General features: G+C 56.0%; 16 protein-coding genes. All 16 read right to left on the bottom strand.

Annotated features, from left to right (window positions below):
* Window positions 1-522: 522 nt before the first annotated feature.
* Complete coding sequence (locus R2K26_RS02825; protein ID WP_316518678.1) at window positions 523-1,860, bottom strand: MATE family efflux transporter; 1,338 nt, start codon at window positions 1,858-1,860, stop codon at window positions 523-525.
* A gap of 177 nt (window positions 1,861-2,037) precedes the next feature.
* Complete coding sequence (locus R2K26_RS02820) at window positions 2,038-3,747, bottom strand: ABC transporter ATP-binding protein (RefSeq protein ID WP_316518677.1); 1,710 nt, start codon at window positions 3,745-3,747, stop codon at window positions 2,038-2,040.
* Window positions 3,737-4,210 carry a S24/S26 family peptidase gene (locus R2K26_RS02815; protein ID WP_316518676.1) on the bottom strand — a complete coding sequence of 158 codons (474 nt, stop codon included), beginning with the start codon at window positions 4,208-4,210 and terminating at the stop codon, window positions 3,737-3,739. Before R2K26_RS02815 ends, R2K26_RS02820 begins: the two co-directional genes overlap by 11 nt.
* Window positions 4,201-5,085 (bottom strand): hypothetical protein, encoded by an 885-nt coding sequence (locus tag R2K26_RS02810; protein ID WP_176820661.1) that lies wholly within the window; start codon window positions 5,083-5,085, stop codon window positions 4,201-4,203. The genes R2K26_RS02815 and R2K26_RS02810 overlap by 10 nt, the downstream gene beginning before the upstream one ends.
* Complete coding sequence (locus tag R2K26_RS02805) at window positions 5,069-6,196, bottom strand: radical SAM protein (RefSeq protein ID WP_316518675.1); 1,128 nt, start codon at window positions 6,194-6,196, stop codon at window positions 5,069-5,071. Before R2K26_RS02805 ends, R2K26_RS02810 begins: the two co-directional genes overlap by 17 nt.
* The gene (locus tag R2K26_RS02800; protein WP_308448110.1) at window positions 6,196-6,528 is read right to left on the bottom strand and encodes a hypothetical protein; all 333 of its coding nucleotides are present in this window, start codon (window positions 6,526-6,528) and stop codon (window positions 6,196-6,198) included. Before R2K26_RS02800 ends, R2K26_RS02805 begins: the two co-directional genes overlap by 1 nt.
* Before the next feature lies 1 nt (window position 6,529).
* Complete coding sequence (locus R2K26_RS02795; protein ID WP_316518674.1) at window positions 6,530-6,904, bottom strand: PqqD family peptide modification chaperone; 375 nt, start codon at window positions 6,902-6,904, stop codon at window positions 6,530-6,532.
* A gap of 214 nt (window positions 6,905-7,118) precedes the next feature.
* Complete coding sequence (locus R2K26_RS02790) at window positions 7,119-7,385, bottom strand: hypothetical protein (RefSeq protein WP_176820657.1); 267 nt, start codon at window positions 7,383-7,385, stop codon at window positions 7,119-7,121.
* A complete protein-coding gene (locus R2K26_RS02785) occupies window positions 7,370-8,767 on the bottom strand; it encodes an alpha-L-fucosidase (RefSeq protein WP_316518673.1) in 1,398 nt (465 codons plus the stop codon). The genes R2K26_RS02790 and R2K26_RS02785 overlap by 16 nt, the downstream gene beginning before the upstream one ends.
* A 119-nt stretch (window positions 8,768-8,886) precedes the next feature.
* On the bottom strand, window positions 8,887-10,563 hold the full coding sequence (locus R2K26_RS02780; protein WP_316518672.1) for an ATP-binding protein: 1,677 nt from the start codon (window positions 10,561-10,563) through the stop codon (window positions 8,887-8,889).
* 15 nt (window positions 10,564-10,578) lie between these two features.
* Window positions 10,579-11,253, bottom strand: a complete 675-nt coding sequence (locus R2K26_RS02775) for a response regulator transcription factor (RefSeq protein ID WP_316518671.1) — start codon at window positions 11,251-11,253, stop codon at window positions 10,579-10,581.
* A gap of 34 nt (window positions 11,254-11,287) precedes the next feature.
* Entirely contained in the window at window positions 11,288-11,926 is a 639-nt protein-coding gene (gene phoU / locus R2K26_RS02770; protein ID WP_308448106.1) for a phosphate signaling complex protein PhoU, read from the bottom strand.
* 26 nt (window positions 11,927-11,952) lie between these two features.
* Entirely contained in the window at window positions 11,953-12,705 is a 753-nt protein-coding gene (gene pstB / locus R2K26_RS02765; protein ID WP_316518670.1) for a phosphate ABC transporter ATP-binding protein PstB, read from the bottom strand.
* A gap of 47 nt (window positions 12,706-12,752) precedes the next feature.
* Window positions 12,753-13,664: a phosphate ABC transporter permease PstA gene (gene pstA / locus R2K26_RS02760; protein ID WP_316518895.1), complete on the bottom strand. Its 912-nt coding sequence runs from the start codon at window positions 13,662-13,664 to the stop codon at window positions 12,753-12,755.
* A 24-nt stretch (window positions 13,665-13,688) separates the two neighbouring features.
* Window positions 13,689-14,516, bottom strand: coding sequence for a phosphate ABC transporter permease subunit PstC (gene pstC / locus R2K26_RS02755; RefSeq protein ID WP_316518894.1), 828 nt, complete (start codon window positions 14,514-14,516; stop codon window positions 13,689-13,691).
* A 133-nt stretch (window positions 14,517-14,649) separates the two neighbouring features.
* Entirely contained in the window at window positions 14,650-15,609 is a 960-nt protein-coding gene (locus tag R2K26_RS02750) for a substrate-binding domain-containing protein (protein ID WP_316518669.1), read from the bottom strand.
* Window positions 15,610-15,670: the final 61 nt, after the last annotated feature.

Raw genomic sequence — 15,670 nt, 5'->3', positions numbered from 1 at the left:
CTCCCTAAAGTTAAGACGGCTGCAAAAGCCTTTTTATGCTGTTTTGGCGGCTTTTGCTCCTTTGTTTTCGGCGTCCCACACAAAGCACGCCTAAGGTACCTGTTATCTTATATTATTATAGCGGATTTGCCGCCAAAAATCAACTTAAACTCCGCTTACCCATGCAGCGCATAAATTCTTCTTGAAAAGTCCGTTTTTGTGCGCTATACCGGTGAAAACAAAGCGCTTTCGCGCACGAAAGGACGATGAGCGCATGATTCGGACCAACTATCGGGCATTTTGCTTCCGAATCCAATTCGATGTGCTCCGTGCAGGCTCTATGGACAGAGACTAAGGCTATTTCATCGATAAGCTCGCGACGAAGATCGCCGTGCTCGAAAACCGGAAGATCAACGTTTTCGACGGCAACTATGCGGACTATCTGCGCGTGACGGGTCACGCATAAGCAAGCCAAAATGCAATGAAATAACAAAAGCCTTACGCCTTGCTCTTTTTTGAGCTTGGTGTAAGGCTTTTTGCCGTTTATGCTTTCTTTTTCAGCGGATTCCACACGCCAAAAAGGTAAAACGCGAGCGACAATGTACTGGAAATCACCCAGCCGAACGGCCACGAGAGCCAGATGCCCGTGATGCCGAACGGGTGCACCAGAATAAACGCCAGAACAACGCGCAGAATGAGGTCTAAGAACGTGGTAATCATAAAATATACCATTGCGCCCGCACCGCGCAGCACGCCGTCCGCGGCAAGCTTTAATGCGAGGAACAGATAGCACAGCGAGACAATAAGCAGAAATTTTTTGCCGATCTCGATGGCCTCCGCCGAGGTGCTGTTCATAAAGAGCAGCAGGAGGTTTTCGCTGCAGAACACATACGCGCCCATAAAGACGAGCGCCACGGCAAACGACATCACAAGTCCTGCTTTGAAGCCGCTGCGCACGCGTTCCATTTTGCCCGCGCCGATGTTCTGCCCCGTAAAGCTTGAAACCGAGTTGCTGAGCGCCGTCAGCGACGTGATGGCGAACGTGTTGAGCTTTACGCCTGCGGAATAGCCCGCAATGGCGGAGGAGCCGAAACCGTTGACAAGTCCCTGAATGCACAAATTGCCGACCGAAACGAAGCTTTGCTGCAAAATGCTCGGAATGGCTACGATCGAAATACGGCGCAGCATCGCACCGGAAAACAGCGCAGGCTTTTCTTTTGTCTCAATGGACTTTAAGCGGCGCAAGACCGCCCAGAACGCACACGCGGAAGCCACGCCCTGCGCGAGGAACGTCGCCCACGCAACACCGCCGACGCCCCAGTGGAATATGATGACGAACACGGCATCGAGCACGATATTGCCGACGGACGACGCGATCAAAAACCACAGCGGCGTTTTGCTGTCGCCGAGCGACGTGAACACGCCGGAAGAAATGTTGTAGATAAAAAGGAATAAAAGCCCCCAAATGTAAATAGCAAGGTACAGCGCCGTATCTTCCATGATGTTCTCCGGCGTGCCGAGCATGCGTAAGATTGGCTCGCACAGCACCGTGCCGACGACCGTGAGCACCACGCCAAGCACCGCAACAGAAATAAAGCCCGTATACGCCGCCGTTTTCATTTCTTTAAAATCCTTCGCGCCGAAAAGCTGCGAGATGACGACCGAAATACCGATGTTCATGCCGAACGCGACCGCCATGAAGATCATCGTCACGGGGTACGAAGCGCCCACCGCCGCCAACGCGTCTTCACCCGCAAATTTGCCCGCGATGACGCTGTCTGCGATATTGTAAAGCTGCTGGAACGCCACACTCAAAAGCATCGGCAGCGTAAACCGCAGCAAAACACTCGCCGGCTTGCCGGTCGTTAAGTCCTTATTCATGTCCGTTTCCCCTTCTCTTTTCAAAATACGCACATTATTATAAGGAATTACAACCAAAACGGCAATGTTCAAAATACCCAAGCATTTTCACCCACGTGCGGAAAAGACTGCGCGTTCGGCAAAATCCCGCCCAAAGTCATAAACAAAGCCCGCCGAAAAACGCATTTAAAACGTCTTTCAGGCGGGTTTGTTCACTTCTATGCACGTCAGCGCGCCGTTTTCCGCTTTGTACAGGCGCGTGCAGTATTTCAGCGCGCCCGGGCGGTGCGTCGTCAAAATGCACGCGGTGTCCGGCAGCGCGGTTAAAAGATTTTTCAGAACCTGCGCTTCGGTCTTTTCATCAAGCGCCGAGGTCGCTTCGTCGAGGAGCAGGATCGGCGCGCCGCGCAGCACCGCGCGGGCGATGGCGATGCGCTGCGCCTGCCCCTCGGAAAGCCCGCCGCCGCGCTCCGCGATCTTCGTGTTCACGCCGTTTGGCAGCGATGACACAAACGCCCATGCGCAGGCGGTTTTGAGCGCCGCTGTCATTTCCTCCTCCGTGGCGTTCTCTTTTGCCATGCGCAGATTCTCCGCAATCGTGCCGGAAAACAGCGTGCTGCCCTGCGGTACATACGAAAACGCACAGCGCGTCTCCGCGCTGATGACGATTTCGCATCCATTCTTCCCGCGCAGCACAGCACGTCCGCTTTCCGGGTAAACGAGTCCGAGCAAAACACGCACCAGCGTCGTTTTCCCCGCGCCGGATGTGCCAATAAGCACGGCAATCTCCCCCGGCCCTGCCGCAAACGATACGTTTTTCAGCACTGCTTCGCCGTTTCGGTATGCGGCTGTCACATTTTTGAGCTCTACCATCAGTGCGCCCTGCGGCAGCGCCGTTTTACCGTGGCGCTCCTTCGGCAGCTCGCAAAGCTCACGCACACGGTGTGCAGAGATCGCCGTGCTCAAAAACTTCGGGATAAGCCCTGCGGCACTTTCAAACGCACTTGTCAGGCTGCTGCGCTGCTGCAAAAAAAGTGTCAGCGTACCGAATGTAATGGCACGCGTCCACAATAAATACAGCCCGTAGCCCATGGCGGTAAACTGCGTGAACGCCCCCGCAACCCGCAAAAGCGCATTCACGCGCACGGAAAACATGTTGTATTGCAAACTGCATGTGCGCAGCGCTTCCTGTTTTTCCTTTAGCTTTCGGCTTTGGCTTTGCATTGTGCCGAGCGATTTCACCGTGTCGACCGTGTAAAACGTCTCCGCTTCAAACGCGGTCATTTCGCTGCCGAGGCGGCGCAGCTTATTTTCAAATGCCCGCCGCTTTTTGAGCACGGCGGCAGACAGCAGCAACACCACCGGCGCGCCGCCGAGCGCGATGAGCGCCATCACGGGGCTGTAAATCCAGATGAGGAAAAACACCGCGCACAGCCTGTAAACCGTCACTAAAATTTGCGGCAGCCAACTCACTGCCCCGCCGCCTACAGCGCCCGTATCCGTTTCAAAGCGGTTTAAAATGTCGCCGCAGGAAAACGCGTGCAGCGCCTGCCAGTCCGCGTCTAAAATGCGGTCGAACACATCGGCGCGCACGTTGTTATGGAGGTCAATCTCCAGCTTTTTCAGCACGCGGCTCACCACGCAGTCGAACGCGATGGAGACCGCCGTGCTGCCAATAGCCGCGAAAACCAAAAGCGGCAGACGGGCGGTATCGTACCCCGTGACGATGTCGATGAGGTACTTGCCCGCCACGCTGCCGAACAGGCCGACCGTGGTACCGAGCACGCCGAGCGCGATATACAGCGCGATCATTTTCTTGCAGCGGCGGCTGTACGTGAGCAGCCATTTCCAGTCCGCCAAAACCTCACTGCGCTCGCAAAAACGCACTTTGTTTTCTTTACGCTCCATTTGGCACCTTTTCTTTTCGGGCATGGCGGCGCGCAAGTATCGCAATAAAAAGCGGCCTTACCGGTGTTAAAACGAGCCATACGGTTTTGAAAAACCGCCACAGCGCACTGTTTCGTCCGTACCACTTACCTTTGCGGCGCACGGCAAGGACAAGGCAGCAAATTTGCTCGCCGTGCACGGGGCCCTCGGGGTCGGTCTGGCTGTCGCCAAGGAGATACCACCCGCTTTTCGTCACGCGCCAAACGCGGTGCAGAACGTACTGCCCGTCTAACCGCCGAAACAGCACGATCTCCCCGCGCTTTGGCGGGTGCGTGCATTTTACAAGCCGCACGGCGTCCCGCCCGTGGATGAGAAACGGTGCCATACTGCTGCCGAACACCGGCATTTCCATTACGCCGCCCGCTTCCGTTTCGGAAAGGATTGCGCCGATGTACGCGCGCAGCCCCGCAGCATCTATAAGCATGCGCGCAGGCGGACGGTCTCCGCCACGGTTGCGGGGTACAGCGCCTCATACAGGCAGTCGACCGCTTCTTCCGATATGGTACAATCCAGCAAAAACGCCGGTACGCGGCGCAGCAGTGCTTCCACGGCATCGAGCACACGTGCAGATTCCGCCTGATCCCAGCGGTTCACCGTCACCTGTCCGTAAAGCCGCAAAAATGCCTCCCCGCGCGAGAGCCTGCGCACGGCGTTCTTTTTCGCCTGCCGCAGCAAAACGACGGCGCTCAGCCGCGCATCCGCATTTTGGCAAATGCCCGACGTGCCGCAGACCGGCCAACCGCGCGCCATCCAGCAATCCTGCACCTTCTGCAATAAAGCGCGGTCGCCGTTGATGATCTCCGCCCCGGCGTATTGCGCCCAGAGCGAGGCCTGCGTGCTCTTCCCCGTGCCGGACGGTGCCGAAAACAGAATAGCCCGTCCGCGGTGGCGTATGTAGGCGCTGTGCAGAATAAAGCTGTCTTTTTGCAGCATGCGGCGCTCAAGCGCGAAAAGCGACGCGAATACCGGGTCAAACACAAGGCAGCCGCGGCAGTCTTCGGCGATCATCACCTCGGCGTGCGTGTCGTCCAGCTCGCGATACAATGCGTAAAAGCCAAGCATGCCCTGTATACCCAAAAGCCGCGATTCCTTTTCGCCGTCGCGATACACGATGAGGTCTTCCCGTACGGCCGTGCACACGCCGACGGGGTTCGGGATGCTCTTTACAAAGCGCAGCGTGTAGAAATACGCAGGCTGCACGTCTTTCGTTTCAAAACGCAGAAAATTCGGTGGAAAAACGAGTGTATCGGGGTGATCTGCCGCAAAGCAGAAACCTCCCAACTTAAAGAGCCTGTGCATGGGGTACAGTCTCTCCTTTCTTCAAAATTTCGGGCGCTGTGCTTTCCGCGCACAGCAGGCGGTAGAGCGCTTTTGTGTAGGCGCATACATAAGGCGGCACCGTGCCGAACGCGCCGCCCTCGCGCAAAGACGATGCCGGACACGCGCGGCACAGAGGGCGCAGCTTGCACACGGCGCACACTTCATTCTGTTTAAGCGCCGCAGCCTTCTCCCGCACCGCACACCAAGCGGCCTGCACGTCGTTGTGTTCGATCGGCACGGAAAGCGCCCCGAGCATCACGCACGGGCGCAAATCGCCGCGCCAGCCGACGGCAAACGAACACCGCCCCGCAAGGCAGCGCATGCCGGCTTCCGTTTCCGGAACAGCGCTTTCCAGCGCCTGTACCGTGCGTTGCGCATATTCGTGAAAACCGACAGCGCCAAGCTTTATTCTCGTTGCTGCAAGGCTTGCGGCCGCGGCTTCCTCCGGCGAGAGCCGCGCTTCATGCTGTCCGCTTTCTGTGGACAGCATATAGGTGTCCGGCTCCAACTCTAAATTTCGTTCCTTTGTGATTTGTAATAACGTTTCAAGGTCATGCCGGTTTTGCCTGACCACGCTGACGCCGACCTTCACCGGCACGCCGTGCGCCTGCAAAAGACGAATACCGCGCATCGCTTTTGCGTACCCGGTCTCGTCACCGCACAGCGATTTGTAGGTCTCTCCGCTTGCGCCGTACAGCGTAACGTTCACGCGGCGCGGCGGATTTTTCGCAAAAAATGCCGCCCAGTCTTCATTCAAAAGCGTGCCGTTCGTGTTCACCGTAACGATCATACCGCGCTTTCGCACCGCGAGATACACCGCGCGAAACGCGGGGTACAAAAGCGGCTCGCCGCCCGTGAGCAGCAAAAACAGCGTGCCTGCATCGCGTAGCTTTTCCGCAAGCGCTGTCCACTCCTCCGCCGTTTGCAGGCGGCTGATTTTCTCCTGCTCTGTCCTGTTCATGCGAACATAACACATTTTGCAGTTTAAGTTACAAAGTGGGGTCAGCTCAAAACTGCCGGTGATGGGCACGCCCGTTTTGGCGGCGCGGCGCAGTAAAAACGCTTCCGCTGTGTCTTTCTCCGGGTGCATCACGAATGGTTCGGCCGCTCGTTCTGCGTCAGCGTTGTGGTGACATGGTAATCGTCAAAGTTCCATACAGGTGTCGCATTTCCGAACCAGTCCACAACGAATGCGTTCTTCGCCGGCATCACGGAATCCTGCCCGGTGATGGAATACTGCTGTCCGCACGCCTCGTTATAGTACTTTCTGCTGTCAATGCCGCGGTCATACACACCGTTGCCGTTCGAGTCCAAAAACACCTCGCCCGAAATATCGCACACGCCCGTGTAGCACGCGGCGATGTACTCGTTTGCCTCAAACACCTCCGTTTGCAGCATTGGAGCGCTCCATGCTTTTTTCATTTTATACCGCCTTTCCTTCCGTTTTTTCCGCAGCGGAAGCCTCGCGCAGCAGCCCTGCGCGCAGCCCCGCCCGTACAAAGTTTTCTATGCCGCGCAGCATTTCTGCCGGCTGTCCGGTGTACTGCGCCTCTGCCGCAGCCGCGGCTTCTGCCACCGTGCACGGGCGCTGAAACTGCATCCACAAAAACCGTCCCGTTTCGTTCAGCGCGGTGATGCGGTTCTGTGGCGCGTCCGTCTCCCCGGCAGGGATCAGCACGTACAGCCCGGCGATCTCCCGCAGCAGGTGCCTGCCGTTTACATAAAATCTTTTCATATTATTCGGCGGCAGCCCTGCCGTTTCCATTTCCGGGCTTTTCGCTTTTTCCGCCCGCTCCATGCTTATCCCTGCCTTTCTGCTTCGTGGCTTCGGTTATAATCATAACAGAATTTTTGGTATTGTCAACCAAATATATTTTGTAAAATTCAATCATAATTAGCAAAAATCAATATATTTATGTGTCTTTTTGTCAAAAAAAGAAGAGCCATGCAGGAAAACGGGGTGCGATTTTTCCGTTTTCCGCACAGCTCTGAGCTTTATCGGTATTCTGTTTTCACATTGTGATCATGACCTGTACGTTCGGGTTCTTCTCTCCGACAATCACGATCATCTCAATCATTTTATTTACATAATCTAAAAGTGCACCGGAAATTTTGCCGTAGTCCGTAAACTCAATTTCCGCTTCCGTTTTCGGCATTTCCAGTGCCGCCTGCAAAGCTTCCAACGTCGGTGCAACGCGGCGCAGACGCAGCTCCGCGTTGATATACTCGTGCAAATCGCGAATGTCTTTCACGTCCGTCAGCTTTATTTCTGCTCGCATACGCTTTTCCCTTTCGTGATGTAAATTTCGCGCATAAAGACCTCGTCGCGCGCAGCGGTAATCTGTACGCGCACGCCGGAAAGTTTTTTGTTCGTGTGGCCCGTCAACGGGTTCTGCACGGCGAACGGATCTTCCAGCTCGCAGATGTGCTTATTGCCGATGCACGTGCCCTCGAATAACGCGTAATCCGCCTTGTTTTCTTCGTCGATGCCGAGAATGCGGAAGCCCTCCACGCGCTGACCGTGCGTGAGATCCTCGCGCAGCACAACGCAGCCGATCTCCACCGGCCCCTCGGTCTTCAGCTCATACACGGGCTGCGTGGGCGTGCCGCCGATGCGCTCCACCGTGCACGGAATGCGGTTTTCGGTCGTCTCGCGGATGAGGTCGCCGAGCTCCTTCAAGCGCTTCACGTCGCGTTCATCGAACTTGCCCTCGCGCGTCGGCGGTACGTTAAGGTTCAGGCAGGCGTTTGCGCCGCAGGAACGCAGGTAGGTATTGTACAGTCTCTCAAGCGAATGCGGCTCTTCGTTTTCGTGCCAGAACCAGCCCGGACGAATGGACATGTTGATCTCCGCCGGTGCGAAAACAAGCCCCTTCGAGTAGAGGATGTTCGGCATGGTACCGATCTCGCGGTTCGTGTTGTACATGTAGCTCAAAGAGCCGTCTTCTGCCATCGGACCCGCGCCGGTCTGCACCTCGCTGTAAAAGCACAGCTCGCTCGGCACAACGGCCCATTCGGCATGGCGCGCCTCTCCGGCCTCGTTGCCGCACCACCGGGTATCCGGGCCGAAATCATTGAAAATAACGGCGTTCGGCTGATACTTGCGGATGAGCTCAAAGTAACGCGGGAAGTCATATTCCTGCTTTTTGCCGTTTTCGCCCTCTCCGCAGGCGTTATCGAACCACACGCAGAAAATATCGCCGTAGCCGGTCAGAAGTTCCGTCAGCTGATTGCAGAAGTAATCGTTATATTCCGGCGTGCCGTAATATTTTGAGTTGCGGTCCCACGGAGAAAGATAAAAACCGAACTTGATGCCGCCGCGCTTGCAGGCTTCTGCGGCTTCACGCACGACGTCCCCCTTATAAGGGCTGTTTTTCACGCTGTGCTCCGTGTATTTGCTCGGCCACAGGCAGAAGCCGTCGTGGTGCTTCGCCGTGAGGATGAGTCCCTTGAGGCCCGCAGACTTCACCGCTTCCACCCACTGGTCGCAATCGAGCGCGGTGGGGTTAAAAATCTTCTCGTCCTCTGTGCCCTCGCCCCATTCGCGGTCCGTGTAGGTGTTCACACCGTAATGCACAAACGCATAGCGTTCCATCTCAAACCAATCAAGCTGTCGTTTAGACGGCACCACACGTGCCGCCTCTTTCAAAAATTCAACCATACTGTCCTCCCGAATTTCGGTTTTGCTGCTCTGCTCGTATTATAGCACAACCGCGCAAAATGTCAAAAATAAAAATGCGGCGCAGAAAGCTCGCTTCCGTACCGCATTTAATCGTTATTTTAGAACGTGACGCGCACCGTGGTGCCCTTGTTCGGCTCGCTTTCAAGCGACACGCGCGCATGGTGAAACATGGCGCCGTGCTTTACAATGGAAAGCCCAAGTCCCGTGCCGCCAATCTGCTTGGAGCGGCTCTTATCCACACGGTAGAAGCGCTCGAACACGCGCTCGCGGTCGGCCGCCGGAATGCCAATGCCCGTATCGCTGACCTGCATATATGCGTGGCCGCCTTCCGTGCCGGTGGAGATCACCACGCGGCCGCCGGGACGGTTGTACTTTACAGCGTTATCCGCAAGGTTATACAGCATCTCGTCTAAAATGTACGGCACGCCGGTGACGAACGCCGAGCTGCCCTGCACCGAGATGACAATACTGTTCTGCTGCGCCGGGATTTTCAGACGGCAGGCCACCTCCTGCGCAACGGCGTAAAGGTCTGTATCGGCGCGGCCAAGCTCTACCGCATTTTCGTCAAGCTTTGAAAGCTTCAAAATATCCTCAACAAGCGTGATAAGCCGCTGTGCTTCGGTATAAATATTGTTCGCAAAGCGCGGCACATCGGCGCTCTTGACGAGCCCATCCTTCATAATCTCCGCATAGCCCGAAATAGAAGTCAGCGGCGTTTTGAGCTCATGCGAAACGTTCGCGGTGAACTCGCGGCGCAGGCGCTCGTTCTCTTCCTTTTCGGTAACGTCCAGCAGCACGATCACCGCGCCCTGCACGCCGTTATCGTTCGTAACGGGGTTCGCGATGAGGCTGTAACTGCGCCCCGCCAGCTTTGTGATGCGCTCGCTCGCCGTACCCGTCAGCGCGGAATCCACTGCATCACGGAAATCGGGGCTGCGGTTAAACGCCAGCACGCTCTGTGGGCGGTCGTCCTCCGGGTGCACGTCCAAAAGGCGCACAGCGCTCGTGTTGTACGAAAGCACATCGCCCTTTGCATCCACCACAATAAAGCCCTCGCGCATGTTTTCGGTGATGGCGGTAAACTCTGTCTGCTTGCGGTGCAGCTCTTCCATTTTCTCCTTGATGGTCTCGTTCTGGCGCTGCAAGCGCAAAAGCAGCGGCGAAAGCTCGCCGTACACGTCGTTTTCCATCGGATGGTCAAGGTCAATGGCGTTGACCGGCGCCACAATCTGCTTTGTGCGGTACGTGGAAAGCAAAATGGCCAGCACCAAAATAATGACGGAGCACAGCAGCATCCACGGCACCATGCGCTCAATGGAGCCGAACACCGTCTTCATACCGACCGAAAGGCGCAGCACGCGTCCGTCCGAGAGCATCACAGCGTAGTTATACGACTGCACATTCAGCGTATCGGATTCACGCACGGATTCCCCCGCACCGTTTTCTCTTGCAGCAATGACCTCCGGGCGGTTGTTGTGGTTTTCCATGTTTGCGGCATCTGCAACACTGTCAAATCGCACCGTGCCGTCCGTATCGATGACGGTCACGCGCACAGACTGCGCGGCGGCTGTATCATACCCGGCGGAGCGGATGTCGGAAAGGTAATCGTCCCCGCCAAGGGCGATGCCGTTTTGAATATAGTGGCTTTCCGCTATGGTCGCCTTTTTCACGATTTCCAGCGAATCGTAGTACGAAACGACGCCGGAAAGCACCATAGAAAGTAAAATGGAAAGCAGCGCAATGCACGACATGCTGAAAATGATCTTTTTCTTCATGCGTCTTTCTCCTCTTTAATCCTGTGCCAGCCGGTAGCCCACGCCGCGCACGGTCTCAATGAGCGCACCGGCATCACCGAGCTTTTGCCGCAGCGTGCGGATATGCACGTCTACCGTGCGGGTCTCGCCGCTGTAATTGTAATCCCAGATCTTCGTGAGAATCTGATCGCGCGAAAGCACCACACCGCGGTTTTCCAGCAGATAGCACAGCAGTTCAAATTCTTTATACGTGAGGATCACGGGTTCACCATCAACCGTAACGGCGCGGCGCTTCACATCCACCGCAAGCGAGCCCGCCGTAAAAAGCTTATCCTCCGCTGCGGGCTTTGCGGCCCTGCGCAGCAGCGCACGCACACGGGAGACAAGCTCCATCATGCCGAACGGCTTCGGCATGTAATCGTCCGCGCCGCTGTCCAGCCCAACCACACGGTCATATTCGCTGCTTTTCGCCGTCAGCATCATCACGGGCAGGTCGGCCGTTTCCGCACCCGCGCGCAAACGCTTCAAAATATGCAGACCGTCTTCATCCGGCAGCATAATGTCGAGCAGCACGAGCTGCGGCAGCTCTTTTTCAAGCGCCTGCCAGAAATCGGCTGCATTCCGGAAGCCCTCGGCTTCAAAACCGGTGGTATGCAGTGTATAGAGTACAAGCTCGCGGATGCTGTCGTCGTCCTCCACAAGATAGATCATAAACCCTTAAATCCTTTCTGTACGGCTTTGCCGCTTAATCGTGCTCGCCGGTGAGTGAGAACACGACCCACTCCGCAATATTGACCGCGTGGTCGCCGATGCGTTCAAAATACTTCGCCACCATCAGCAGGTCAAGGCATGTCTCGCCCTCCTCGGGCTTTTCGGCGATGAGTGCGATGATCTCACTTTTCACCTTGTTAAAAAGCGCATCTACTTCGTCGTCCGCTTTTTCCACGGCGCGCGCAATATCCATGTCACGGCGCACAAACGAATCGACGCTGTTCGTCACCATGTTCACGGCAGCGCGCGCCATTTCGGCAATGTGCAGGCTGCCCGGCAGCACCTCTGCGCGGATATGCTCGACCATTTCGGCAATATCCGAAGCCTGGTCGCCGATGCGCTCCATATCTGCGATCATCTTCATCGCGGCAGAGATGAGACGCAAGTCTTTCGCAACAGGCTGCTGCTGTAAAAGTAAGCGCAGGCAGATTGCTTCAATCTCGCGCTCCTTGCGGTCGATTTCCTGTTCCGTTTCGTCCACGGCGCGGCGCAGCGCTTCGTCTCGTGTCACAAGCACCTTTGCCGCCTGCGAAATGCCGTCTTCGCACAGTGCGCCCATGCGGATAAGCTCTGTATTGAGCAGCTCCAGCTGCTCGTCCAAACGATTTCTCATTGTAGTCACGTTCCTTTCTGCAAGCCTTAACCGAATCTGCCGATGATGTAATCTTCCGTGCGCTTATCCTTCGGCATGAAAAATAAGCTCTCCGTCTCGCCGTACTCGATGACCTCACCGAGCAGGAAGAATGCCGTTTTGTCCGAGATACGCGCCGCCTGCTGCATGTTGTGCGTGACCATAACGATAGTATAATCCTTTTTCAGCTCCACCGCAAGGTCTTCTATCTTGGAGGTGGAGATTGGGTCAAGGGCGCTGGTCGGTTCGTCCATCAGCAGCACCTCCGGCTCCACAGCCAACGCGCGTGCAATGCACAGTCTCTGCTGCTGTCCGCCGGAAAGCCCCAGCGCGCTTTTCTTCAGTCTGTCTTTAAGCTCGTCCCAAATGGCGGCGTTTCTTAAAGAACGCTCCACAATGTCATCGAGCTTCGCCTTAGAGCGGATGCCGTGCGTGCGCGGTCCGTAGGCGATGTTGTCGTACACGCTCATCGGAAACGGGTTCGGCTTTTGGAACACCATGCCGATACGTTTTCTCAAAAGGTTCACGTCCATGCCGTGGTAGATATCCTCGCCGTCCAATTTTACTGCGCCGGTAATCCGGCAGCCCTCAACGAGGTCGTTCATGCGGTTCAAGGATTTCAGCAGCGTACTTTTGCCGCAGCCGGAAGGCCCGATGAACGCGGTGATCTCGTTCGGCTGAATTTCCATATGGATGGATTTCAGCGCATGGAAATCGCCGTAATACAAATTCAGATCTTCGATTGCCAATTTACAGCTCATATCGTTTCCCCTATCTTTTTCTGGTGTGATTTTCTAAAAAGCTCGCTTTAGCCCTGTTTCTTCGTAATTTTCTTCGCGACGAACGAGGACAGTGCGTTGATGCCGATGACGATAACCAGCAGCACAACCGCTGTGGCATACGTTTTGTCGATGTGCAGGCCCTCGCTCGAAAGCACATACATGTGCACGGAGAGGGTTCGCACGGAATCGAACAGACCGCCGCCCGCCTGGCCCGGCATCTGCGCCACGGAGCCCGCAGTGTACATCAGCGCCGCGGATTCACCCACAACGCGGCCAATGGCCAAAATCACGCCGGACAAAATGCCCGGCACGGCGCTCGGCAGCACGATGTGAAACACCGTGCGCAGTCTGCCCGCGCCAAGCCCGAAGCTGCCCTCGCGGAAGGAATCCGGCACCGAGATGAGCGCCTCCTCCGTTGTGCGCATGATAAGCGGCAAAATCATGATGGCAACCGTAAACGCACCGGCAAGCAAAGAATAGCCCCAGTGCAGCGCCGTCACAAAGCACAGATAGCCGAACAGGCCGTACACGATAGACGGAATGCCCGAAAGTGTTTCGGTCGTGATGCGCACGAGCTGCACAAGCTTGTTGCCGCGCTTTGCGTATTCCACAGAGTAGATTGCCGCGCCGATGCCGAGCGGCAGTGCAATAACGAGCGCGATGATCGTCATGACGATCGTAGAAATCAGCGCCGGCATCAGAGACACGTTATCCGACGTATAGGTGAACGAGAAAAGATCCGGTGTGATATACGGGATGCCCTTCACAAGAATGTAAAAGATAAGGTATAAAAGCGTCAGCATCGTGATGAGCGACGCGCCGCAGACAAGCAGCAATAGAATAAGCGAAAGCGGCGAGCGCCTATACGCGCGCATTTTATCCTTGAAGGTGAGCTTGTTGATGGTCTCTGCCGCCACGGGTTTACAGGTACGTTCCATAGTCATTTCCGTATCCTTTCCGGGTCATGCCCTGTCTTTTCTGCGCAGAAGCGAGAACGTAACGTTGATAATTAAGATAAACACGAACAGCACAACCGCCGTCGCAATAAGTGCCTCGCGGTGCAGGTCTGTGGCATAGCCCATTTCCATAACGATGTTCGCCGTCATGGTGCGCACGCCATCGAGCAAGCCCTGCGGCATACGCGCCTTGTTGCCCGCCACCATGACGACCGCCATCGTTTCGCCGATGGCACGGCCGATACCGAGCACCACACCCGCCAAAATGCCGGAACGCGCCGCCGGCAATGTCGCAAAGAACACGCTGCGCTCATGGCTCGCGCCGAGCGCCAGAGAGCCTTCATAGTAGCTGTCCGGCACGGCGCGAATGGCGCTTTCCGAAACGCCGATGATTGTCGGCAAGATCATAATGCCGAGCAAAACGGACGCTGTCAGCATCGTGTTGCCCGCCACGCCAAAAATGTTCTGCACAAGCGGCACCAAAACAACGAGACCGAAGAAGCCGTACACAACGGACGGCACACCGGCCATCAGCTCCGTTGCAGGCTTCAAAATCTTATAAAGTCCTTTCGGGCAGAACTTTGCGAGGAAAATCGCCGTCAGAAGCCCGATCGGCACACCGATGAGGATTGCGCCCGCCGTGACGTAGAGGCTGCCGAGGATCATTGGCAGAATGCCGTAGATGTCGTTGCCCGGCTTCCACTTAGTGCCGAGCAGAAATTTAAATACGCCGATTTCACCGATGGCTGGAATACCGTTTGCAAACAGAAACACGCAGATCAAAACAACGGCAAAGATCGATACGCAGGCTGTGAGAAAAAAGAGGATATGCATGAGAAGCTCTTTTATGTTGCTCCACTTCACGGTTTGCACGCACCTTTCAAACTTTCAAAACTACTTTATTGGCTTCCTTGCGAAAAGAGCCGGACCTTTCCGCCCGGCTCTCCTGCGTTTTATGGATTGTTTCTTACTGAAGCTCGGACCAATCGGTCGTTTCGCCGGTGTAGATGCGCAAAACCTGCTCGCTCGTAAGGCCGGTCAGCGCATTTTCCTTGTTTACGATAACAGCGATACCGTCCTGTGCGATGACAGTCGGGGTAAGACCGGCTTCAAGCTCGCTGTCCTTCAGCTCACGGGAAGCCATGCCGATGTCATACGCACCGTCGATGGTGGAGGTCATACCCGTGGTGGAGTCGCTCTGCTGCACTTCAACGGTAACGTCCGGGTTCAGCGCCATATAAGCTTCCTTCAGCTTTTCCATGACCGGCGTAACGGAGGAGGAACCGCCGACAACGACCTTGCCGGAAACGCCGGATGCCGCATAAGCCGGAGCCGCATCATCAACGGTGATATAACCGTTTTCGGAGACAACCTTCTGACCGTCAGCGCTCATGATGAAGTTGATGAAGTCCTGTGCAACTTCGCTTGCCTCGCCCTTTGTTGCAATGTTAAAAGGACGAACAACCTTATAGGTGCCGGCCTTTACATTCTCAACGGTCGGTGCCGCACCGTCGATCTCCACGGCCTTTACGACGCTCTCATCGAGAGAGCCGAGGGAGATATAGCCGATGGCCTTCGGGTTGCCCTGTACGGTGGTCATCATAACGGAGGTGCTGTTCGTAATCTGCGCATCATCCGTCGTCATATCTTCCTTTTCGCCAGCATCGTTCTTCTGCTCGATGCCGAACAGCTCGATGAACGCGCCGCGTGTACCGGAGCCGTCTTCACGGGAAAGAACGGTGATTTTGCCGGTTATGTCGCCGCCGGTCGTTTCTTCGGAGGAAGCGCTCTCCGCAGATGCAGCGGAGGATTCGGAGGACGGTGTCTCGGAGGAAGCGGAGCTTGCTGCGCCGCCGGAGCAAGCCGTCATAGCTGTCATGGTGAGAAGTGCGGCTGCAAGAACCGCGGTGATCTTTCTGAGTTTCATACGTTACTCTTTCCTTTCGGGAGCTTTCTGCTCGCCTTTTATCTTTTCCTTTGGTTTACAA

The sequence above is a fragment of the Neglectibacter sp. CSJ-5 genome (genome assembly GCF_032490475.1).
GTDB classification, from domain to species: Bacteria; Bacillota; Clostridia; order Oscillospirales; family Acutalibacteraceae; genus Hominenteromicrobium; species Hominenteromicrobium mulieris.
The sequence above is the reverse complement of the archived record's forward strand: the minus strand, read 5'-3'. Positions and strand labels throughout refer to the sequence as shown.

What these genes read in the sequence shown, in the direction of transcription:
- R2K26_RS02825 (WP_316518678.1), bottom strand. Translation starts at nt 1,860, where the DNA reads ATGAATAAGGACTTAACGACCGGCAAGCCGGCGAGTGTTTTGCTGCGG.
- R2K26_RS02820 (WP_316518677.1), bottom strand. Translation starts at nt 3,747, where the DNA reads ATGGAGCGTAAAGAAAACAAAGTGCGTTTTTGCGAGCGCAGTGAGGTT.
- R2K26_RS02815 (WP_316518676.1), bottom strand. Translation starts at nt 4,210, where the DNA reads ATGCTTATAGATGCTGCGGGGCTGCGCGCGTACATCGGCGCAATCCTT.
- R2K26_RS02810 (WP_176820661.1), bottom strand. Translation starts at nt 5,085, where the DNA reads ATGCACAGGCTCTTTAAGTTGGGAGGTTTCTGCTTTGCGGCAGATCAC.
- R2K26_RS02805 (WP_316518675.1), bottom strand. Translation starts at nt 6,196, where the DNA reads ATGCACCCGGAGAAAGACACAGCGGAAGCGTTTTTACTGCGCCGCGCC.
- R2K26_RS02800 (WP_308448110.1), bottom strand. Translation starts at nt 6,528, where the DNA reads ATGAAAAAAGCATGGAGCGCTCCAATGCTGCAAACGGAGGTGTTTGAG.
- R2K26_RS02795 (WP_316518674.1), bottom strand. Translation starts at nt 6,904, where the DNA reads ATGGAGCGGGCGGAAAAAGCGAAAAGCCCGGAAATGGAAACGGCAGGG.
- R2K26_RS02790 (WP_176820657.1), bottom strand. Translation starts at nt 7,385, where the DNA reads ATGCGAGCAGAAATAAAGCTGACGGACGTGAAAGACATTCGCGATTTG.
- R2K26_RS02785 (WP_316518673.1), bottom strand. Translation starts at nt 8,767, where the DNA reads ATGGTTGAATTTTTGAAAGAGGCGGCACGTGTGGTGCCGTCTAAACGA.
- R2K26_RS02780 (WP_316518672.1), bottom strand. Translation starts at nt 10,563, where the DNA reads ATGAAGAAAAAGATCATTTTCAGCATGTCGTGCATTGCGCTGCTTTCC.
- R2K26_RS02775 (WP_316518671.1), bottom strand. Translation starts at nt 11,253, where the DNA reads ATGATCTATCTTGTGGAGGACGACGACAGCATCCGCGAGCTTGTACTC.
- phoU (WP_308448106.1), bottom strand. Translation starts at nt 11,926, where the DNA reads ATGAGAAATCGTTTGGACGAGCAGCTGGAGCTGCTCAATACAGAGCTT.
- pstB (WP_316518670.1), bottom strand. Translation starts at nt 12,705, where the DNA reads ATGAGCTGTAAATTGGCAATCGAAGATCTGAATTTGTATTACGGCGAT.
- pstA (WP_316518895.1), bottom strand. Translation starts at nt 13,664, where the DNA reads ATGGAACGTACCTGTAAACCCGTGGCGGCAGAGACCATCAACAAGCTC.
- pstC (WP_316518894.1), bottom strand. Translation starts at nt 14,516, where the DNA reads ATGCATATCCTCTTTTTTCTCACAGCCTGCGTATCGATCTTTGCCGTT.
- R2K26_RS02750 (WP_316518669.1), bottom strand. Translation starts at nt 15,609, where the DNA reads ATGAAACTCAGAAAGATCACCGCGGTTCTTGCAGCCGCACTTCTCACC.